This window comes from Saccharopolyspora spinosa NRRL 18395 (assembly GCF_000194155.1).
GTDB classification, from domain to species: domain Bacteria; phylum Actinomycetota; class Actinomycetes; order Mycobacteriales; family Pseudonocardiaceae; genus Saccharopolyspora; species Saccharopolyspora spinosa.
The window spans coordinates 481,581-502,721 of record NZ_GL877879.1 but is presented as its reverse complement, the minus strand read 5'-3'; the positions used below and the strand labels follow the sequence as shown (position 1 = coordinate 502,721).

The 21,141-nt window shown below is 70.9% G+C and carries 17 protein-coding genes; 6 read left to right on the top strand and 11 right to left on the bottom strand.

Going from position 1 to position 21,141, the window contains the following annotated elements:
• The first annotated feature begins 117 nt into the window (after positions 1-117).
• From SSPN_RS0121435 to SSPN_RS0121425, 3 genes are all read left to right on the top strand, one after another.
• Positions 118-1,779 (top strand): DNA repair helicase XPB, encoded by a 1,662-nt coding sequence (locus SSPN_RS0121435; protein WP_010308540.1) that lies wholly within the window; start codon positions 118-120, stop codon positions 1,777-1,779.
• Positions 1,780-2,000: 221 nt separating this feature from the next.
• Positions 2,001-2,594 carry a suppressor of fused domain protein gene (locus SSPN_RS0121430; RefSeq protein ID WP_010308536.1) on the top strand — a complete coding sequence of 198 codons (594 nt, stop codon included), beginning with the start codon at positions 2,001-2,003 and terminating at the stop codon, positions 2,592-2,594.
• 146 nt (positions 2,595-2,740) lie between these two features.
• Positions 2,741-3,730: an o-succinylbenzoate synthase gene (locus SSPN_RS0121425; RefSeq protein ID WP_010308530.1), complete on the top strand. Its 990-nt coding sequence runs from the start codon at positions 2,741-2,743 to the stop codon at positions 3,728-3,730.
• 180 nt (positions 3,731-3,910) lie between these two features.
• Here the strand turns inward: SSPN_RS0121425 and SSPN_RS0121420 are convergent, their stop codons facing one another.
• From SSPN_RS0121420 to SSPN_RS0121390, 7 genes are all read right to left on the bottom strand, one after another.
• Complete coding sequence (locus SSPN_RS0121420; protein WP_010308526.1) at positions 3,911-4,702, bottom strand: SRPBCC family protein; 792 nt, start codon at positions 4,700-4,702, stop codon at positions 3,911-3,913.
• Between the two features lie 299 nt (positions 4,703-5,001).
• The gene (locus tag SSPN_RS0121415) at positions 5,002-5,856 is read right to left on the bottom strand and encodes an FAD binding domain-containing protein (RefSeq protein WP_010308523.1); all 855 of its coding nucleotides are present in this window, start codon (positions 5,854-5,856) and stop codon (positions 5,002-5,004) included.
• Complete coding sequence (locus SSPN_RS0121410; RefSeq protein WP_010308520.1) at positions 5,853-8,285, bottom strand: xanthine dehydrogenase family protein molybdopterin-binding subunit; 2,433 nt, start codon at positions 8,283-8,285, stop codon at positions 5,853-5,855. The genes SSPN_RS0121415 and SSPN_RS0121410 overlap by 4 nt, the downstream gene beginning before the upstream one ends.
• Positions 8,282-8,863, bottom strand: a complete 582-nt coding sequence (locus SSPN_RS0121405; RefSeq protein ID WP_010308517.1) for a (2Fe-2S)-binding protein — start codon at positions 8,861-8,863, stop codon at positions 8,282-8,284. Before SSPN_RS0121405 ends, SSPN_RS0121410 begins: the two co-directional genes overlap by 4 nt.
• Before the next feature lie 340 nt (positions 8,864-9,203).
• Positions 9,204-10,322, bottom strand: coding sequence for an XdhC family protein (locus SSPN_RS0121400; protein WP_010308514.1), 1,119 nt, complete (start codon positions 10,320-10,322; stop codon positions 9,204-9,206).
• Between the two features lie 176 nt (positions 10,323-10,498).
• A complete protein-coding gene (locus tag SSPN_RS0121395; RefSeq protein WP_010308511.1) occupies positions 10,499-11,650 on the bottom strand; it encodes a vWA domain-containing protein in 1,152 nt (383 codons plus the stop codon).
• A gap of 59 nt (positions 11,651-11,709) precedes the next feature.
• Positions 11,710-12,597, bottom strand: coding sequence for an AAA family ATPase (locus SSPN_RS0121390; RefSeq protein WP_010308507.1), 888 nt, complete (start codon positions 12,595-12,597; stop codon positions 11,710-11,712).
• A 504-nt stretch (positions 12,598-13,101) separates the two neighbouring features.
• Between SSPN_RS0121390 and SSPN_RS0121380 the strand changes: the two genes are divergently transcribed.
• Both SSPN_RS0121380 and SSPN_RS0121375 read left to right on the top strand, forming a co-directional pair.
• Entirely contained in the window at positions 13,102-13,659 is a 558-nt protein-coding gene (locus SSPN_RS0121380) for a suppressor of fused domain protein (RefSeq protein ID WP_010308500.1), read from the top strand.
• 334 nt (positions 13,660-13,993) lie between these two features.
• A complete protein-coding gene (locus SSPN_RS0121375; protein WP_010308497.1) occupies positions 13,994-14,242 on the top strand; it encodes a PspC domain-containing protein in 249 nt (82 codons plus the stop codon).
• Between the two features lie 87 nt (positions 14,243-14,329).
• Here the strand turns inward: SSPN_RS0121375 and SSPN_RS0121370 are convergent, their stop codons facing one another.
• Positions 14,330-16,327, bottom strand: a complete 1,998-nt coding sequence (locus SSPN_RS0121370; protein WP_010308490.1) for a glycoside hydrolase family 84 protein — start codon at positions 16,325-16,327, stop codon at positions 14,330-14,332.
• A gap of 146 nt (positions 16,328-16,473) precedes the next feature.
• Between SSPN_RS0121370 and SSPN_RS0121365 the strand changes: the two genes are divergently transcribed.
• Positions 16,474-17,139, top strand: a complete 666-nt coding sequence (locus SSPN_RS0121365) for a hypothetical protein (protein ID WP_010308487.1) — start codon at positions 16,474-16,476, stop codon at positions 17,137-17,139.
• Here SSPN_RS0121365 and SSPN_RS0121360 read toward each other — a convergent pair.
• The 3 genes from SSPN_RS0121360 to SSPN_RS0121350 all read right to left on the bottom strand — a co-directional run bounded on the left by SSPN_RS0121360 (position 17,129) and on the right by SSPN_RS0121350 (position 21,121).
• Complete coding sequence (locus tag SSPN_RS0121360; protein WP_237710678.1) at positions 17,129-17,884, bottom strand: copper homeostasis protein CutC; 756 nt, start codon at positions 17,882-17,884, stop codon at positions 17,129-17,131. The two genes, SSPN_RS0121365 and SSPN_RS0121360, sit on opposite strands and share 11 nt — an antisense overlap.
• A 114-nt stretch (positions 17,885-17,998) precedes the next feature.
• The gene (gene groL, locus SSPN_RS0121355) at positions 17,999-19,627 is read right to left on the bottom strand and encodes a chaperonin GroEL (RefSeq protein WP_010308482.1); all 1,629 of its coding nucleotides are present in this window, start codon (positions 19,625-19,627) and stop codon (positions 17,999-18,001) included.
• A 246-nt stretch (positions 19,628-19,873) separates the two neighbouring features.
• Positions 19,874-21,121, bottom strand: a complete 1,248-nt coding sequence (locus SSPN_RS0121350; RefSeq protein WP_010308479.1) for a serine/threonine-protein kinase — start codon at positions 21,119-21,121, stop codon at positions 19,874-19,876.
• Between the last annotated feature and the right edge of the window lie 20 nt (positions 21,122-21,141).

The window sequence follows — 21,141 nt, the reverse complement described above, 5'->3', positions numbered from 1 at the left end:
AATGCCGGAACGGGGGCGTCGCGGCGACGGTGGAATACTGGGTCCGGAGTCCGACAGTGTCCCGGCACCACTGATCACCTGCGAAGAAGCCGTCCGACCCGAGGGAGCTGCGCACCCGTGACCGACGGACCCCTGATCGTCCAGTCCGACAAGACCCTGCTGCTCGAGGTCGACCACGACCTCGCCGACGAGGCCCGTACCGGCATCGCACCGTTCGCGGAGCTGGAGCGCGCCCCGGAGCACGTGCACACCTACCGCATCACGCCGCTCGCGCTGTGGAACGCACGCGCCGCCGGACACGACGCGGAGCAGGTGGTGGACGGGCTGGTGCGCTACTCGCGCTACCCCGTGCCGCAGCCGCTGCTGGTGGACATCGTCGAAACGATGGGCCGCTTCGGCCGCCTCCAGCTGGCAAACGATCCGGCGCACGGCCTGGTGCTGAACTCGTTGGACCGCGCGGTGCTGGAAGAGATCCTGCGGAACAAGAAGATCACCCCGATGCTGGGCGCGCGCATCGACGACGACACCGTGGTCGTGCACCCCAGCGAACGCGGGCGGCTCAAGCAGCTGCTGCTGAAGGTCGGCTGGCCCGCCGAGGACCTGGCCGGTTACGTAGACGGCGAGGCGCACGCGATCACGCTGAAGCAGGACGGCTGGCAGCTGCGCGACTACCAGGCGCAGGCCGTGCAGTCGTTCTGGGCCGGCGGCTCGGGCGTCGTGGTGCTGCCCTGCGGCGCGGGCAAGACACTGGTCGGTGCGGCGGCGATGGCCGAGGCGCAGGCCACCACGTTGATCCTGGTCACCAACACCGTCGCCGGGCGGCAGTGGAAGCGGGAGCTGATCGAGCGGACGTCGCTGACCGACGACGAGATCGGCGAGTACTCCGGCGAGAAGAAGGAGATCCGGCCCGTCACCATCGCGACCTACCAGGTGATCACCCGCCGCTCCAAGGGCGAGTACAGGCACCTGGAGCTGTTCGACTCCCGAGACTGGGGGCTGGTGGTCTACGACGAGGTGCACCTGCTGCCCGCGCCGGTGTTCCGGATGACCGCCGACCTGCAGTCCCGGCGGCGTCTCGGGCTCACCGCGACCCTGGTCCGCGAGGACGGCCGGGAAGGCGACGTGTTCTCGCTGATCGGGCCCAAGCGCTACGACGCGCCGTGGAAGGACATCGAGGCGCAGGGCTGGATCGCGCCCGCCGAGTGCATCGAGGTCCGGGTGACGCTGACCGACAACGAGCGGCTGGAGTACGCGACGGCCGAGGCCGACGAGCGCTACAAGATGTGCTCCACGGCGCGCACCAAGGCCCCGGTGGTCAAGGCGATCCTGGACCGGCACCCGGGCGAGCCCGCCCTGGTCATCGGCGCGTACCTGGAGCAGCTGCACGAACTGGGCGAGGCGCTGGACGCGCCGATCGTGGAGGGTTCGACGAAGAACAAGGAGCGCGAGGAGCTGTTCGACGCCTTCCGGCGCGGCGAGATCAACCGGCTCGTGGTGTCGAAGGTGGCGAACTTCTCGATCGACCTACCGGAGGCCTCGGTCGCGGTGCAGGTGTCCGGGACGTTCGGGTCGCGGCAGGAGGAGGCGCAGCGGCTCGGTCGGCTGCTGCGGCCGAAGGCCAAGCGCAAGCAGGCGCACTTCTACTCGGTCGTCTCGCGGGACACCCTGGACACCGACTACGCGGCGCACCGGCAGCGGTTCCTCGCCGAGCAGGGCTACGCGTACCGGATCGTCGACGCCGACGACCTGCTCGGGCCCGCCATCCCGGACATCGGGTGACGACATTTGCGGACACACCCGGTCGGCTGTCATCCAAAAGTGTCCGAGTTGGGTCCTTGCAGCGGCTACCTTTGCGATGAACGCGCGCAACACCCGATGAGCTGCACAGGCTGGCCGACTCGGGTGCGGCGCCCGCAGGGCCCGGCCTGGGGGCGGGCGCGGGTTCGGGCGCCGGAATGAACACAAGGGGTGCGGGCGTCCCGCAAGACACTGGAGATCGGATGGCCACCGAGCAGGAACGTGCGGCACTGGGCGGAGCGCACCGGTTCGTCGGACTCGCGGAAAGCCTCGAACGCCACGCGGGGGTGCCGACCGGAGCCGAGCCCCCGAACGCGCACGGCACCAACCGCGGCTACGGGCTGGTGTTCTTCCACCTGGAGCAGTACCACCTGACCACGGTGATCAGCACCGGGCTGCGCTTCCAGCCGCTGGGCGCCGAACCCGCCCAGGAGCTCGCCTGCACGGTCTACACGGAGCAGGCCGAAGCCGCCCGGCACCTGGTCGACCTCACCGCCGAGGTGCTGGTGCAGCAGCGAACCCACCTGGTGCCGGACCAGATCGTGCCGAACGAGCAGCCGCTGCTGCCGGGCACCGAGTTCCACGGGGTGCTCGCCAGCGGCCACCCGCTGTTCCCGCCGGAGTTCACCAGGTTCACCGATCCGGACGGCGTGGAGCAGCTCCAGGTGTTCACGCTGCTACCGGTGACCCTCGGCGAGCTGAACTACATCCTGGACAACGGCGTCACCGCGCTGCGCCAACAGTGGGCGCGGTTCGAGGTGGACGTCTTCGACCTCGGCCGCCCCAGCGTGGTGTAGGACGACACGCCGACGGATGTGGACAACTTCTTCGATTTCAATGGAACTCGGATCTCTGATTTCCATTGAAATTGCGGCGTCAGCGGCGGGAGGTCGTTGCGCGCCCTTGACGCGCCGGGGCCGCGGTGGGCTGAAAGGATCGGGTCATGGCCCCTGCGACGATCGACTTGGCGGAGTTGGACGCGGTGCGGGTGTACGCGCTGCCGATGCGCAACAAGTTCCGGGGCGTCACGGTCCGGCGAGGAGTCCTGCTGAGCGGCCCGGCCGGGTGGGGCGAGTTCTGCCCGTTCGAGGACTACGACGACGCCCAGTCCGTGCCGTGGCTGCGGGCAGCGCTGGAGGCGTGCACCGAGGAATGGCCGGAGCCGGTGCGCGACCGCATCCCGGTCAACTGCACGGTGCCCGCCGTGCCGGCGGAGAAGGCCGCGGCGATCGTCGCGGCGTCCGGCTGCGGCACGGCGAAGGTCAAGATCGCCGAGCCCGGCCAGTCCCCCGGTGACGACGTCGAACGCGTCGCGGCGGTCCGCGACGCACTTGGCCCGGGCGGCGCGATCCGGGTCGACGCCAACGCCGCCTGGGACGTCGAAACGGCGATCACCCGCATCCGCGAGCTGGACAAGGCGGCCGGAGGCCTGGAGTACGCGGAACAACCGTGCCCGACGATCGACGAACTCGCCGTGGTCCGCCGCCGAGTGGACGTCCGGATCGCGGCCGACGAGAGCATCCGCCGCGCCGAGGATCCGCTGCGCGTGGCGGTCGCCGGAGCGGCCGACGTCGCGATCATCAAGGCCACGCCGCTGGGCGGCGTCCGCCGCGCGCTGCGCGTCGCCGAGGCCTGCGGCCTGCCCTGCGTCGTGTCCTCCGCAGTGGAGAGCAGCGTCGGCCTCGCCGCGCAGGTCGCCCTGGCGGGCTCGCTGCCCGAGCTCCCCTTCGCCTGCGGCCTCGGCACGGTGGCGCTGCTCGACGGCGACGTCGTCGCCGACTCGCTGCTGCCCGTGGACGGCCACCTGCCGGTGCTCCGCCGTCCGCCGGTGCCGGATCCTGCGCGGGTCGCGGCGGCTACGCCGCCCGCCGATGTGCAGCGGTACTGGCTCGACCGGCTCCGCCGGGTGCACGACCTTCTCGCGAAGCCGTGAATCCGCCGGCTGCCCGGCGGACTCACGGCCCCGAACGCGACTCCGCTTGGCCCGGCAACTCGAGCTTGCAGGCCTGGTGCGCGATCACGGCAGGGACGTCGTTGTCCCGAAAGGTCCAGTGGCAATCCGGGAGCCGATTCCGCGCGGAATCGGCTCCTCCCCGGGTGACGGCCGGGCGGGTCAGGCGCGGCGGCGCCGACGGCGCCGGATGATGCGGAACGCGAGGCCGAGGACCACGACGGCCACCGCGACCGGGGCCAGGCGCTTGAGGACCGGGGCTCCCGCCGTGCCGAGGAGGTCGATGGCCTCGTCCGCCGGCGCTGCTACGCCGGTCACCACCGCGTCCGCCTTGCGCGAGGGCTCCTCTTTAACGGCGCTGGCGAACGTGTCGTGGCTGCCCGCCGGGGTGACCCGCCAGCTCGCCTTGCCCGCCGCGACCTTCTCCTCGGCAGGCGCCGACGGCTCGGCCTTCTCCTCGCCGCCGGATGCCGGGGCCGCAGCCTCCTCGGTCGGCGCCTCCGCCGGTTCCTCCTCGGTGAGGCGCTTCGCGAGGTTCGCCGCGAACTGGTTCAGGATCTTGCCGCCGACCTCGGAAATCAGGCCGCGGCCGAGCTGCGCCGGCTTGCCGGTGACCTTCAGGTCGGTGTCGACCGTGACCGCAGTGGTGTCGCCTTCCGGCTGAAGGACAGCGGCTACCGTCGCGGCGGCGGTGCCGCTGCCGCGCGAGTCCTTGCCGCTGGCGTCGATGACCACCCGGCGGGTGGCCTCGTCGACCTCCTTGAAGGTGCCGGTGCCCTTGTAGAGCAGGGTGACCGGGCCGAGCTTGACCTTGACCGAGCCGGCGAACTCGTTGCCCTCGGCCTTGGTGAGCGTGGCGCCTGGCATGCACGGGGCGACCCGCTCCGGGTCGAGCAACGCCTTCCACGCCACTTCGACCGGCACCGGGACGCTGAACTGGTGCTGCATCTGCACTGGAGGGTCCTCCTGGTTCGACCGAGCTCGGCTCGAAAGAGCCGTCCTTCCTGAAGAAGCTGCCTCGAGAATCGCGCCGGACCTCAGGCGCCGCCGCCTCGGCTGCGACCCGAGCCATGCCCGGCCGCCTCCCTGGCCAGCGCGACCTCGTCACAATCCACTACCAGCTTCCCAGCCTGCGCGGCTGGTGCCTACCCCATTTGGATCATTGACGCACACGTACGACCTGCGAGACCGCCCGTGAGCCCTTCGAGTTGCCGGGGCGGCTCGAAAGGCTCACGGGCGGCTTCTCCCCGGGCCTAGCCGCCCGTCGCGGCGAGCACGGCGCGGCCGGTGAGGACCTCGGCGAGGTGCTCGCGGTAGTCGACGTCCGCGCTGGCGTCGGCCACCGGGCTGGTGCCCTCGGCGGCGTGCCGGGCCGCTGCCCGGATCGCGTCCGCCGTGGCGGGCTGACCGACCAGGGCCTGCTCGACGCCGCGGGCCCGGATCGGCGTCGGCCCCATGTTGGTCAGGCCGATGCGGGCCTCGGCGATCGTCCCAGCGGACACCCGCACCGCGGCTGCCACGCCGACGATCGACCAGGCCTGGGCGACGCGGTTGAACTTCTCGTAGTGCGCGCTCCACCCCGTCCACTTCGGCATCCGCACCTCGGCCAGCAGCTCGCCGGGTTCCAGCGCGGTGGTGAAGTAGTCGACGAAGAAGTCCGCCGCGGGCACGGTGCGCCGCCCGGACGGCCCGGCCAGCACCATTTCGGCGTCCAGCACCAGCGCTGGGGCCGGCAGGTCACCCGCCGGGTCGGCGTGCGCCAGCGAGCCGCCGAAGGTGCCGCGGTGGCGCACCTGCGGGTCGGCGACCGTGCGTGTTGTCAGCGCGAGCAGCTGCGCGTGCTGCTGCACCAGCGGATCGTGCATGACGTCGTGGTGCGTGGTCATCGCGCCGATGACCAGCGCGTCGCCTTCCTCGCGCACGCCGCGCAGGGCGGCGATGCGGCCGAGGTCGACGACCAGCTGCGGGTCGGCCAGCCGCATCCGCAGCACCGGCAGCAGGCTCTGCCCGCCCGCCAGCACCTTGGCGTCCTCCCCGGCCTCGGCGAGCGCGGCGACCGCTTCCTCCACTGTGGAGGGTGCGACGTAGTCGAACTGGGCGGGAATCACCGGTTACCTCCCTGGGCGTTCATCGAGCCGAGTCCACCGCCGGCTTCCGGCGCGGTGGCGCCGCTGCCGCGGGCACCGGTCACGGCCCGCCACACCCGCTGCGGCGAGCACGGCATCTCCACGTCGTTGACGCCCATCGGCCGCAGGGCGTCAACGACCGCGTTCACCACCGCCGGGGTCGAGGCGATGGTGCCCGCCTCGCCGACTCCCTTGACGCCCAGCGCGTTGGACGTCGCGCGGGTTTCGGTGCGATCGGTGACGAACTCCGGCAGGTCGGCGGCCGACGGGATCAGGTAGTCGGCCAACGTCCCGGTCGTCAGCGTGCCGGTCTCGTCGTAGACGGCCTCCTCGAACAGGGCCTGCGCGATGCCCTGCGCCAGCCCGCCGTGCACCTGGCCCTCCACGATCAGCGGGTTGACCACGGTGCCGATGTCGTCGACGCAGACGTACTTGCGGATCTTGACCTCTCCGGTCTCGGTGTCCACTTCGGTCGCGCACAGGTGGGTGCCGTGCGGGAAGGAGAAGTTCTCCGGGTCGAACGTCGCGTCGGCGTCCAGGTTCGGCTCCACCCCTTCCGGCAGGTCGTGCGCGGCGAACGCGGCGAGCGCCACCTCGGCGAGCGCGGTGCCGCGGTCGGTGCCGCGGACCCCGAACCGCCCCGAGGCGAACTCGACGTCGTCCTCGGCGCATTCCAGCAGGTGCGCCGCGATCTTCTTGGCCTTCTCGACGACCTTGTCGGCGGCGCTGACCACCGCCATGCCGCCGACGGCCAGCGACCGCGACCCGTAGGTGTCCATGCCCTTCGGCGAGACCTGCGTGTCGCCGTGCAGCACCTCGACGTCCTCGAACGCGACGCCGAGCCGGTCGGCCACGATCTGGCTCCACGCCGTCTCGTGCCCCTGCCCATGCGGCGAAGAGCCCGTGACGACCTCGACCTTCCCGGTCGGCAGCACCCGGATCGAGGCGTGCTCCCAACCGCCCGCGCCGTAGGACAGCGAGCCCAGTACCCGCGACGGCGCCAGCCCGCACATCTCGGTGAACGTCGAGATGCCGATGCCCAGCTGCACGGGATCGCCGGAGCGCCGCCGCTCCTCCTGCTCCTCGCGAAGCGCCTGGTAACCGAACAGCCCCACGGCCTTGTCGGTGGCGGCCTCGTAGTTTCCGGAGTCGTAGGTCAGCCCGGCGACCGTGTCGTACGGGAACTCGTCGTGCGCGATCCAGTTCTTGCGCCGCAGCTCCATCGGGTCCATGCCTAGTTCGGCGGCTAGCTCGTCCATCATCCGCTCGATGGCGAACGTCGCCTCCGGCCGGCCTGCGCCGCGGTAGGCGTCGGTCGGGGTCTTGTTGGTGAACACGTTTGTGCAGCTGAAGTGGTAGGCGGGGATCTTGTAGATCGAGTTGAACATGAACGCGCCGAGGATGGGGATGCCCGGCGTGACCAGCCGCAGGTAGGCGCCCATGTCGGCGAGCAGATCGACCTTCAGCCCGGTGATCCGGCCGTCCTTGGTCGCCGACATCGACAGCTTCTGGATCTGGTCGCGGCCGTGGTGCGCGGAAACCATCGTCTCGGAGCGGGACTCGGTCCACTTCACCGGCCGCCCGAGCTTGCCGGCCAGCACGAAGGCGATGACCTCCTCCGGCGTTACCTGCAGCTTGCCGCCGAACCCGCCGCCCACGTCCGGCGCGATGACCCGGATCTTCTGCTCCGGCACGCCGAGCGACATGGACAGCATCAGCCGCAGGATGTGCGGCACCTGGGTGGCCGACCACATGGTGATCTGCTCGCCGGTCGGGTCGACGACCACGGAGCGCGGCTCCATGAACGCCGGGATCAGCCGCTGCTGGCGGAAGGTCCGGTCGACGCGGACTTCCGCGCTGCTCAGCGCCTGCTCGACGTCGCCGCCGGTGCCTGCCTCGGCCGAGTCGAACGTCCAGGTCGCGTTGCGGTTGGTGCCCAGGTCGTCGTGCACCAGCGGCGAATCCGGCTCCAGCGCCGCTTTCATGTCGAGCACGACCGGCAGGTCCTCGTAGTCGATGTCGATGGCGTCCAGCGCGTCGCGCGCCTCGGCCGCGCTGCGCGCCGCCACCACGGCCACCGCTTCTCCGGCGAAGCACACTTCGTCCACGGCCAGCGGCGGTGCCGCCGGGGCCTTCATGTCCTCCGTGACCGGCCACGCGCACGGTAGGCTGCCCTGCTCGTCGGCGATGTCGCGGCCGGTGAAGACCGCCGAAACGCCGGGCATCCGCCGCGCCTCGTCGGTGTTGATCGACGTGATCCGGGCGTGCGCGACCGGGCTGCGCAGGATCGCCAGGTGCAGCGTGCCCATCGGGGTCAGGTTGTCGGTCCAGCGGGTGCGGCCGGTGATCAGCCGCGCGTCCTCTTTGCGCTTGCGGGCGCGCCCGAGCTCGGGTTCCAGGACCGATGTCATGACTGCCTACCTCCCGTCACCTTGGTCTCGACGTGCTCGTCAGCCGGCGTTCGGGGAACGGGGGCTCGTGACTGTGCTTCTCCGGGGGCGTGCTCCACCGCAGGACCGGCGCCCGACTGCATGCGCTGCGACGCGTCGCGGACCGCGCGGACGATGTTCTGGTATCCGGTGCAGCGGCAGAGGTTTCCCTCCATGCCTTCCCGGATCTGCTGGTCGTCGGGTTCGTGCACCTCGGCGAGCAGGTCCAGGGCCTGCATGATCATCCCGGGCGTGCAGAACCCGCACTGGAGGGCGTGGTTGTCGTGGAACGCCTGCTGCAAGGGGTGCAGCTGGCCGTCTTGGGCGAGCCCCTCGACGGTGGTGACGTCGTGCCCGTCGGCCTGCACGGCAAGCACCGAGCACGACTTCACGCTGTGGCCGTCCAGGTGGACGGTGCACGCGCCGCAGTTGCTTGTGTCGCAACCGACGACGGTGCCGACTTTGCCTAGCCGTTCGCGGAGGTATTGAACGAGCAGCATGCGCGGCTCGACCTCATCGGTGTATTTGGTGCCGTCGACGTTGACGGTGATGCGCGGCATTTGGGCGGCCTCCTCGGAGGAACTGGCCCGCGGTGCGCGGACGGTCGGGAACGGACTGCTCCGCCTGGGTGACGGGCGTCACTCCGGAAGCCTGCTACGTCGACCGATCGCGAGCAAGCGCGCTCCCGAGTGATGGTGCACAAGCCCCTCGACTTCGGAGAGTCGCATGCCGCGACGGCGGCCGCTGCGGGAGCCACGGCCACTGCCTCGCCCGGCGGCTCGGTCCGTAGGCAGTTTCCATGAAATCGAAGGTCCTATTTGCATGGAATTGCGGAAGTTGTCCACAGCCGTACGAGGTTGTCCACAGCCGTCGGGGTGTCGCGACGTCGAAGACGAATGCTCACGAGTGGTGGTGGATGGGCCCCTCTACATCGGAAAGCCGCACGCCGCGGCCGCCCCACCGCAGCGCGATCAGCTCGGCCGCGATGGACACCGCGGTCTCCTCCGGGGTCCGCGCGCCCAGGTCCAGGCCGATCGGCGAGGACAACTTGGCGAGCTCGTCCCCGGTCAGGCCCTGCTCGCGCAGCCGCCGCAGCCGGTCCTCGTGGGTGCGGCGGGAACCCATCGCCCCGACGTAGCCCAAGTTCTGCCGCAGCGCAGCCTCCAGCACCGGCACGTCGAACTTCGGGTCGTGGGTGAGCACCATGACCGCGCTCCGCTCGTCCAGGCGCCCGGCCTCCGCCTCGGCGGCCAGGTAGCGGTGCGGCCAGTCGACGACCACGTCGTCCACGCCGGGGAACCGGCTGTGCGTGGCGAACACCGGTCGCGCATCGCAGACCGTGACCCGGTAGCCGAGGAAGGCACCCATCCGGGCCATCGCGGCGGCGAAGTCGATCGCGCCGAACACCAGCATCCGCGGCGGCGGCTCGAAGGAGTTCACGAACACCCGCAGCCCTTCGCCGCGGCGCTGCCCTTCCGGGCCGTACTCGATGACGCCGCTGCGGCCGCTGGCCAGCATGCCGCGCGCATCGTCGACGACCGCGTCGTCTATCCGCGCCGATCCGAGGCTGCCGCTGGTGCGCCCGCGCCACACCAGCAGGTGCGACCCGACCTTGCTCTCGTCCGGGTGCTCCAGGACGGTCGTGACCGCGACCGGCTCCTCGGCCCGGACCGAGGCCGCGACGGAATCGAGCTCCGGGAAGGTCGCGCGGTCCACCCGCTCCACGAAGACGTCGAGGATCCCGCCGCAGGTCAGGCCGACGGCGAAGGCGTCGTCGTCGCTGACTCCGTAGCGCCGCAGGACCGGGTCGGCGCCTTCCAGCACGCCGGTGGCCTCCTCGTAGACCGCGCCCTCTACGCAGCCGCCGGAAACGCTTCCGACGGCCTCGCCACCGCTGGTCACCAGCATCGACGCCCCGGGCGGCCGTGGCGCCGACCGGAACGTCGCGACCACGGTGCCCAGCCCGACGGCCTCGCCCGCTTCCCACCGCTTGGTCAACTCGTCCAGCACGTCACGCACAGCACACCTCCGCTTCCTCAACGCCTTCCGGCGCAGCGCCAATTCCGCCGGAACGCAACCCAGGCGCGTCGCCGGTCTTGGGGGACAGGGCGAACGGCCTGTTCACTCCACCTATTGAGGCGAACGGTCCGTTCGCCCCACCGGGCCGTGCCGAAATGCGTGCCCCGACTACCCGGTCAGTTCTGCCCAAGTCCGACACTTCGCTCCCCCGGTGCCATCCCCGGCTGGGACAACCGGCGCACCCACGACCACACATCCTCCAGCGAACGCAGGCTGTGTCCCGCCACCATCCGGTCAACGTGCGGCATGGCCGCGACAATCCCGGACTGCACCGGCTGGTAACCGTCGTGCCCGGCGTGCGGGTTCGCCCAGATCACCGCCCGGGCCAACCGCCGCAACCGCCGCATCTGGTCACCCAGCTCGGCCGAGTCGCCGCGCTCCCAGCCATCGGAGAACAGCACGACGACCGAACCGCGCGCGATGCCCCGCTGCCCCCACCGGTCCAGGAACACCCGAAGCGTCTCGCCGAGCCTGGTGCCACCGGAGAAGTCCGGCACGGCACGGGAAGCCGCCAGCAGCGCGGCCTCCGGATCGCGCTGCCGGAGCTGCCGGCTAACCCGCGTCATCCGGGTGCCCAACGTGAAAACCTCGGTGCTGGCGGGCGAACGCCGAACCACGACGTGCGCGAACCGCATCAGCGCATCCGCATACGGGCTCATCGACCCCGAGACGTCGATCAGCAGCACCACCCGGCGCGGTCGCCGAGAACGCTTCCGGCGCTGCAACCGCAACGGCTCGCCACCGGAGCGCAGCAGCTCGCGGAGCGTCGCGCGCGGGCTGAGCGGGCCGCGCTTGCTGCGGCGATGCCGCAGCGCGGGGCGCGACGGCGGCTCCGGGCGCAGCACCGCGAGCATGCGCCGCAGGTGCTCGCGCTCCGCCGCACCGAGCTCCGCGAGGTCGCGACGGCGGAGCACCTCGGCTTCGCTGGCGGCAGCGGCAAGCGGCTTGTCCGCGTCGCCGTCCTGGTCGCCGCCATCAGCCGCGGAGAGCGCAGCGATCCGCGCCGGACGCGGCAGCGGACGGCCCGGCGACTCGGCGGGCAGCGCAGCGCCGCCGAACCAGCAGCCGAAGGCTGCGTCGTAGCGCGGAACGTCGTCCGGTTCGGAGCACAGCGTGAGGCGGCCGGCCCAGTAGAGCGCGGAGCGGTCGTCGAGGCCGACGTGCTCGGTGGCGGCGAGGAAGGCCTGGACGCGGGTGGGGCCGCAGGCCATCCCGGAGTGCCGCAGGGCGCGGGCGAACCCGACCAGGCCGGTCGCGGTGTGCTCCATCAGCCCCCTCCTGAACGTCCGTTTCGGTGGTCCGCGATTTCCTTGGAGATCGCGGGCGGTCAGGGCGCCACGATGCCTGCGGCGCGGACCCTTTCGGCGTCCTCCCGGTACTTCAGCACCGCGCCCAGCGTGGACGCGGCGATCTCGGTGTCCAGTTCGTTCTGGTCCAGCGCTTGCAGCGCCTGCGCCCAGTCCAGGGCCTCCGCCACCCCGGGCGGCTTCAGCAGCTCCATCTGCCGCATCCGCTGCACCGCGGCGGCCACCTGCTCCGCCAGCCGGGCCTCCAGACCCGGCAGGCGGCGTCGCAGGATAGCCACCTCCCGCTCCAGGTCCGGGTGCTCCAGCCAGTGGTAGAGGCAGCGGCGCTTCAGCGCGTCGTGCACTTCGCGCGTCCGGTTGGACGTCAGGATCACGATCGGCGGCTCCGGCGCCCGCACCACCCCGAACTCCGGAATGGTCACCGCGTATTCCGACAGCACCTCCAGCAGGAACGCCTCGAACTCGTCGTCGGCGCGGTCGATCTCGTCGACCAGCAGCACGCAGGGCGACTCCTGCAACGCGCGCAACAGCGGCCGCGCCAGCAGGAACCTCGGCGTGTACAGCGAAGATTCGGCGGCGTCGGCGTCCATCTCGCCCCCGGAAGCCGCCTCCAGGGTGCGCAGGTGCAACAGTTGGCGCGGGAAGTCCCAGTCGTAGAGCGCTTGCGCGGCGTCGATGCCCTCGTGGCACTGCAACCGGATCAGGTCCACCCCGAGCGCCGTGGCCAGCGCCTGCGCCAGCGCCGTCTTGCCGGTGCCGGGTTCGCCCTCACACAGCAGCGGGCGGCGCATCCGCATCGCCAGGAAGGCCGCCGTCGCAATGCCTTCGTCGGGCAGGTAACCAGTCTCGTCCAACGCCGTCGCGACCTCGGCCGGGGACTTCATGTCGAGCGCGCCATCCACCGCCATACCGCCGAGCGTATGCGAACAACCGCCACCTAGGCGATCATTCGATCATCCGGCAAGCAGGTCCCGGACCGCGTCGCCCACTGTGCCAACCTCCAAGGCGGGGATCGGCTCGCCGCGCACCAGGTACCGCCGGACCACGGCGTAGGGCAGGTCGATCACCGGAGCCGGACGCGGGACCGCCCGAGTTCGTCGGCCTTCCCGAGCCGCCGAGCCAGATCGGCCAGGGCCGTCTCCAGCCGCGCGTTGCCCGCCAGTCAAGCGTTCGCTGATCGACTCGCTGGCGAGCCCGCACGACGAACTGTGGCCGCACGAGGAGTGGCCCGCGATGCGGTTCGGCCGGCCGCTAGGCCGATCCGCTGGCGACCGCCGCACGATGCGGTGCTCGAGGACTGCCTCGACCGCGCCGAGCGGAAACCACCGGGACCGTGCGCACACCGGCCCGCTGGTCGTGTTGGGCGCGCTTGCGCGTTTCCGTAAGATCACGGGGGTTTCGGAGGTTGGTGCATGAGCCGGTTCAGCGGGTTCCCCGCGCACGTTGAGACGCACATCGGCCGGGTCCGCGGCGCCGACAGCCGGGACGCCAACGGCCGCGATCGCGGCTACTACCTCGTCTACTGCGACCACCCGGACGGCGCGCACGTCTCGGTGCTGACCAGCGGCCTGCGGACGCGCACCGCGGGCGCGCCGCTGCCGCAGGAGCTCGTGTGCACGTTGCAGGCGGACCAGGAGCTTTACGCGCGGCACCTGACCGGCGTGATCGCCGAGCTGCTGGTGGAGAGCAACAGCCGGGTCGGCTACGGCGCGCTCATCATGAACGACCGGATCCTGTTGCCGGACACGGAGATCTGCGGCGCGCTCGCCGCACCCCACCCCTACCTCGGCGACTCGTTCGACGTCCTGCTGAGCGAAGTCGGCGAACCGGTGCTCCAGCTGATCACGCTGGTCCCGATCGCCAGGGACGAGGCGCAGCTGGTGGCCCGCTACGGCCGGGACGCGCTGTACGACCGCTGGGAGCAGGAGAGCTCCAACCTCCTGGACATTCACCGCCCCTCCGCCGCCTGAACTGAACAAACCTGTTCCAGGCCCGTTTTGCGTGGCGGTACGGGTAGCGGAACCTCAGACGCCGCCCGCACCCCCCGGGATCCCGACTCGTGCACGGCCCCCGCAGCACTGGGGCTGGCCCCGCCAGACGACGCCTGAGATCCACAACGGCGCAAGCTGGACCAAGTGGCTGGCACCGCTTCGAAGCAACGGACCCGTGAGCAATTTTGGGCGCTGCAGCAACGAAAAAACGCGGGTTCCCACCTGATTCTCAGGGGTCGGCCATCAACGAATCCGGGTCGGGTCGGGGTTGTACCCCGAGGCTTTTCGCGCCCCCGCAGCGCAGGCTTGGGACATGACCGAGAACATCTCCTCCATCGGCAGCAGCCAGGCCACCGACGACAGAACCGCCGAGCGGCCGACGTGGAAGTTCCGGCGGAGCCGGGATGACGCCATGATCGCCGGCGTCTGCAGCGGCATCGCCAAGGACCTCCGCGTCGACGCCGTGCTCCTCCGTGTCCTGCTGGTCGCCGCCACCCTGCTCGGCTTCGGCGCCGGGATCGTGATCTACCTGGTCTGCTGGGTGCTCGTCCCCCAGGAATGACCGGTATCCCACATCCCGACCACCAGTTTCAATTGAAACTGCGATCACCGGGGTGAGGCCCGCAGTTTCATTTGAAACTGCGCGACGTCACCGGATGCCGGGCGCCTGTTCGACGAACTCGTCCAGGACGCCGTCGCCGACCAGGGCCTGCCCCTGGGGGCGGACCTCGCCGGGCGGGGTGCGGATCTGCTTGGCCCGATCCGCGAACTGCCGCGCCGCGGTGAAGTGCTCGAAGGTGCGCCCCTCGTCGCCGTCCGCCCGCGCCTGCAGACCGTCCATCGTGGCAACCAGCGCGTCGCCCCAGAGTTCGGTGGCCGTCAGCCATTGCTTCACGTCGCCGGCGAAGTCCGCCGGCGCGCCCTTCCCGATCTGCTCCGGGGCGTCCGCGATCGCCTGCGCGTAGCCGCGCAGCTCCCGCACCGCGCCCGCGCGATCACCGCGCTCCCAGCCGGCGCGGAACTCCTCGATCCGCCGCGCCAACTCCGGCGCCTGCGGCAGCCACGGCCGGCCGCTGGGCAGCGGCGCCATGTGCTCCAGGTCGAAGAACACCATCAGCGCGTCGACGGTCGCCGGGTCGGCGACCAGCCCGGCCTGCCCGGCCGCCCGCTTCCCCGCCAGGTACTCGGCCGCCGCCCGCCAAGCCCGCTGCGGGTCGAAAGCCGCGTCGTTCCAAGCGAAATCGGCCGCGCCGAGCACCACGACCTTGCTCGCCGCAGCCAGGTTCATCGGGTTGGACACGCCGCCGACGAGCTGCCCGCTCAAGCCCGGCTCCCGCTTGTCGTACGGGCCGAGCAGCACTCGCCCGACGGAGCCGTCGAAGTCGTTGACCGGGTAGTTGTCCCACAGGAAGAGCTTGCGCCCCCAGACCTTCTCGGCTTGCCGCGCATCGGAAACGGTGATCTGGCGCGGGATCACGCCGTCGCCGGTCCACATCACCAACACCCGCGGGTCGAGCGCCGAGCGGATCGCGGTCTTGTACGCCGAGTCCTCCACGTCGGAGTACTCGGTCGGCACGAACTGCAACGGTGCCACACCCGGATGCGCGTCGACGAATTCGCGCTGCACGCGGTTGAGCAGATCCACCTGCGCCTTCCCGGCCGCGCCCTCGGACGGCTGGCCGTACTTCGCCTGGTCGCCCGGGCAGTTCCAGCGGGTGTAGGTGATGTCGTCCAGCGGCACGGAGAAGTCGCGGACGCCCTCGTCGTACACCGCTTGCAGCTTCGCCAGCAGCGCGCGGAAGTCCGCGTCGTCGCTGTAGCAGATGGAGGTGCCCGGCGAGAGGGCGAAGGTGAACTTCACGTGGTGCGCCTGGGCCTGCCGGATCAGCTCTTGCACCTGGGCGAGCTCGTCCGCCGGGTACGGCTCGCGCCACTTCTCCCGGTGGTACGGGTCGTCCTTGGGCGCGTAGATGTAGGTGTTCATCTTGACGTCGCCGTAGAAGGCCAACTGGTCCATGCGCTCGGCGTGCGTCCAAGGTGGACCGTAGAAGCCTTCGACGGTGCCGCGCAGCGGCATCGACGGGTGGTCCACGATGCCGACCCCGGAGATCCGGCCCGGCGAGGCGATCTGGCGCAGCGTCTGCACGCCGTAGTAGGCGCCAGCCGCGTCGGACGCGCCGATGAACAGGATCGGGCGGTTGCCGCCTCGCCCGGCGAGCACGTAGCCCTCGGGCGGCAGCGGCGCGGGTGCGGCGTAGCCCAGCTCCTGCAGGCCCTTGACCACCGACGGCGAGTTCCGGTCGCCGATGCGGATGCTCAGGACGCTGTCGTCGGCGGGCGCGCCGGGCTCGCGCACCGTCACCCCGCTCGCCCCGGCGAGCGTCAGCACCTGGACCGCGAGGTCGCGGGTGGGCTGGTCGACGAGCGGATCGACGACCACTTCGACTGTGCCCCGCACCGGGATGTCGTCGCCGAGCCGCTTCATCTCCTGCGGCTGCGGCGTGACCTGCGGCAGGCCGGTCGCGGGTAGCGACTGCGGCGGTGGCTCGGTCGTAGGCGGCGCCTGCGGCGTGTTCGTGCAACCCGCCAGCATCGCGCTCGTGAGCGCCACGACCAGCGCCGACCACCGGACCTTTCGACCGAGCATGTCCCCTACCTCACCTGGACTCCCACCGACCTCAAGGACATCACACGCCGATTACGCCCGCCTACGCACCCGAAACTAGACACCCCGAAATCATTCGTGCTAGAAATGATTTAGTTATCGAACAATACCTGAGGGCGGAGATCGCCATGAACACCCAACAGTCCCCATCCCGGCAGGTCGGCCCGCCACTGCTGATCGTCGGCATCGTCTTCGTCGCGCTGTTCCTGGCCGGACTGGTCATCTCGACCGCGATGGCGGGCGGCGCGACCTACCCGAGCCCCTTCGAAGCGCCAGAGGTCGTCGAGCGCTACCTGACGGCGCACGGCGGGGCGGCGGCGGTCGCCGGGTTCTTCCAGCTCGCCTCGGCCTTCCCGCTGCTGGTGTTCACCGCGACTGCGGTGCACCGCCTGCGCGCCACCGGCGCGTCCGTGCCCGGCACCTACATCGCGTTGGTGGGCGGCGTGCTCAGCGCCGGATTCACGATTCTCAGCGGGCTGTTCCAGTGGGCCGTCTCCCGGCCGGTCGTGCTGAGCAGTCCCGACGCGATGCACCTGGCCCACCAGGTGTCCTTCGGCCTCGGCGGACCGGCCTACGCGGCATCCTTCGGCCTGCTGGCGGCCGGGCTCTCGGTGCCGGTGCTCATCATGCGGCGCGGGCCGCGCTGGGTCGGCTGGCTTGGCCTGGCCGTCGCCGCCGTCGGCATGCTGTCCACGCTGACGCTGATCGTCCCGGCCTTCGCATACCTGATCCCGCTGACCCGGTTCCCCGGTTTCATCTGGCTGATCGCGATGGCCGCGACGCTCAGGCGGTAAGCTCCCGCCAGCTCCGCACCCGATCCGCCCGCACCGACCCGTCGGCGCGGGCACCGGTGCCGATGTGGAAGGCGCGCGCCCCGGCGGCCCGCAGGTCGGCGACGTGCTCCTGGCGCAGACCGCCGCCGACGAGCAGCGTCACGCCGTCGATGTCCTGCCGTGCGGCGAGTTCGCGCAGGTCGGCAAGGCCCTCGTCGACCCCGCCGGGGGCGCCGGCGGTGAGCACGGTGTCCGGGCCGAGCGACACCGCGTGGTCCCAGGCCAGCCGGTACTGGGCGGAGTGGTCGACCGCGCGGTGGAAGGTCCACGGGCAGCCGTCGAGTTCTGCGACGACGTCGCGGGTCGCGCCGACGTCGACCTGGTCGTAGTCGTCGAGGAACCCGAGCACGAACTCCTGCGCCCCGGCCGCGCGCAGGTCTCCGACCCGCCGCCGCAAGGCGTCGACGTCGGCGGCGAAGCCGGGCTGATCGCGCGCCATGACCCGAACCGGCAGATCCGTCGCCGCGAGCACGCTGCGCACGGTGGCCGGATCCGGCGTGAGGCCGTCGGCGGCCAGCTCCCGCACCAGCTCCAGCCGGTCGGCGCCGCCCTGCTGAGCGGCCTCGGCCTCGGCGGCGTCGAGCACGATCACTTCCAGCAAAGCACCCACACCGGCACCGTAGCCGGACGGCGGAAGGACTGCGACGCCCACCTGTTTCCACTGGTCCGGGGCCATGAGTCCGGTACTGGGGATCGCAATTTCCATTGAAATCGAAGGTCCAATTTCAATGGAAATTGCGTGGGACGGAGACCGGATGGCGACGACCGAAGGGCCGCCCCCAGCGGGGACGGCCCTTCGAAAATGCGGCAGCAGCGTGGATCAGAAGTCCATGCCGCCCATGCCACCGGTCGGGTCCGGAGCGCCGGCCTTCTCCTTCTCCGGCTTGTCCGCGACCACGGCTTCGGTGGTCAGGAACAGCGCGGCGATGGAAGCGGCGTTCTGCAGCGCCGAGCGGGTGACCTTGGCCGGGTCGAGGACGCCGGCCTGGACCAGGTCCTCGTACTCGCCGGTCGCGGCGTTGAGGCCGTGGCCGGAGGTGAGGCCCTTGACCTTCTCCGCGACGACGCCGCCCTCGAGGCCGGCGTTGACGGCGATCTGCTTCAGCGGAGCCTCGACGGCGATCTTCACGCTGTTGGCGCCGGTCGCCTCGTCACCGGTCAGGTTGAGGCCCTCGAAAGCAGCCTGCGCGGCCTGCAGCAGCGCGACGCCGCCACCGGCGACGATGCCCTCCTCGACCGCGGCCTTGGCGTTGCGGACCGCGTCCTCGATGCGGTGCTTGCGCTCCTTGAGCTCGACCTCGGTCGCCGCACCGGCCTTGATGACGGCCACGCCGCCGGCCAGCTTGGCCAGCCGCTCCTGCAGCTTCTCGCGGTCGTAGTCGGAGTCCGAGCGCTCGATCTCGGCGCGGATCTCGTTGACCCGACCGGCGATCTGCTCGTCGTCGCCAGCACCCTCGACGATGGTGGTCTCGTCCTTGGTGACGACGATCTTGCGGGCGCGGCCCAGCAGGTTCAGGTCCGCGTTCTCCAGCTTGAGGCCGACCTCTTCGCTGATGACCTGGCCACCGGTCAGGATCGCCATGTCCTGCAGCATCGCCTTGCGGCGGTCACCGAAGCCGGGAGCCTTGACGGCGACCGACTTGAAGGTGCCGCGGATCTTGTTGACGACCAGGGTGGCCAGGGCCTCGCCCTCGACGTCCTCGGAGATGATCAGCAGCGGCTTGTTGGCCTGCATGACCTTCTCCAGCAGCGGGAGCAGGTCCTTGACGTTGGCGACCTTGGAGCTCAGCAGCAGGATGTACGGGTCCTCCAGGACCGCCTCCATCCGCTCCGAGTCGGTCACGAAGTAGGGCGAGATGTAGCCCTTGTCGAAGCGCATGCCCTCGGTGAGCTCCAGCTCCAGGCCGAAGGTGTTGCTCTCCTCGACGGTGATGACGCCTTCCTTGCCGACCTTGTCCATCGCCTCGGCGATCAGCTCGCCGATCTGACGGTCGCCGGCCGAGATCGCGGCGGTGGCGGCGATCTGGTCCTTGGTCTCGATCTCCTTGGCGTTCTTGAGCAGCTGCTCGGCGATCGCCTCGGTGGCCTTCTCGATGCCCCGCTTCAGGGCGATCGGGTTGGCGCCGGCCGCGACGTTGCGCAGACCCTCGCGCACCAGCGCCTGGGCCAGCACGGTGGCGGTGGTAGTGCCGTCACCCGCGACGTCGTCGGTCTTCTTCGCGACCTCCTTGACCAGCTCGGCCCCGATCTTCTCCCACGGGTCCTCGAGCTCGATCTCCTTGGCGATGGAGACGCCGTCGTTGGTGATGGTCGGCGCGCCCCACTTTTTCTCGAGCACGACGTTGCGGCCCTTCGGCCCGAGCGTCACCTTGACGGCGTCAGCGAGGATGTTCATGCCGCGCTCAAGACCGCGGCGGGCGTCCTCGTCGAACGCGATCATCTTGGCCATTGCGGTGTGGTCCTCCACCTGTCTGGACGCCGCGGTGGTGGGTTTGCGCACCCCACGGCAGGACTCGTGCTCGGCCAGGCTCGGTGCCCGCGACGGACGACCGTGCGGCGGCGCCGTCTGGTGGCACCGCCGGAGACGGCCTCACCGTCCCGACCTGGCACTCAACCTTGCTGAGTGCCAATACCGTGTTTAGCACTCTCGCCAGTCGAGTGCAAGCGCCGTAACCGATGCGGCGGAGCGCGACCGTCAGCGAGTCGGGACCGAAGTCGGCAGGTGGTTGTTGTTGTACGGGGAGGTTTCCGACGTCGTCGATTCCGTGCCGCTGCCGCTGGAACCGCCGATGGAGTTGGCCATCACAACGAAGATGACCACGATGACCACCAGCGCGACACCGGCGAGCACCGGCACGATCCACTTCGCCGAACCGCCCGACTTGGTCGCGAACGCCGTCGAACCGGCCGGGATCGGCGGGCGCAGCCGAACCGGGTCGTTGCCCGGCGGCGGCAGCGGGCGCGGCGGCTGCTGGTACTGCCGGTAGCCGTGCGGCGGGCCGGGAGGCGCGGGCGGGCCGTACTGGACCGGCTGCGGGCCGGACATCGGAGCCACCGGGGCCATCGGAGCCACCGGAGCCGCCTGGCGGGACGGTGGCGGCGTGTCCCCCGCCGCCGGACCGAGCGCGGCGCGGGCCGCCGCGACGAGCTCCTTGCAGTTGCCGAAGCGCTTGTCGGGGCTCTTCGACATGCCGCCGCGCAGCACCTCGTCGATGCCGCCGGGCAGCACCACCAGCGCGGTCGCGGGCGGCGGCTCGGCGCCCAGGTGCCCCTGGATGACCTCCTGCACCTGCCCCTGGAACGGCGGCCGCCCCGTCAGGCAGGCGAACAGCATGCAGCTCAGCGCGTACTGGTCGGTGCGGCCATCCACCGGCTCGCCGCGCAGGTGCTCGGGGGCCGCGTAGGTCGGCGAGCCCAGGAAGTCGCCGCTGGCGGTGCGGTGCCCGGTCGCGCCACGCCGGGTGAGCCCGAAATCGGCCAGGTAGACGTGCTCGTGGACGGATTCGCGCGAGGTCACCAGCACGTTGGCCGGCTTCAGGTCGAGGTGCACCAGGCCGCGCTCGTGCAGCATGTCCAGCGCCTCGGCGACCTGGGAGAGCAGCTCCAAGGCGCGCTTGGGCGAGATCGGCCCGTCCTTGATCAGGGTGGCCAGGTCGGACCCGTCGACCAGCCGCATCGCGATGTAGAGCATGCCGTCGACCTCGCCGAAGTCGTACAGCGGCACGATGTTCGCGTGGTCGATGGCGGAAGTGTTGCGCGCCTCGTCGACGAACCGCTCGCGGAACTCCGCGTCACCGGTAATGTGCTCGCCCATGACCTTGAGCGCGACCTTGCGGCCCAGACGGGTATCGGTGGCGCGGTACATCACGCTCATCCCGCCGCGGCCGAGCACTCCGTCGATCTTGTAGTGGCCGAGGCGCTGCCCGGTGAGGTCTTTCGACACGCGCAGCAGCCTAACGTTTC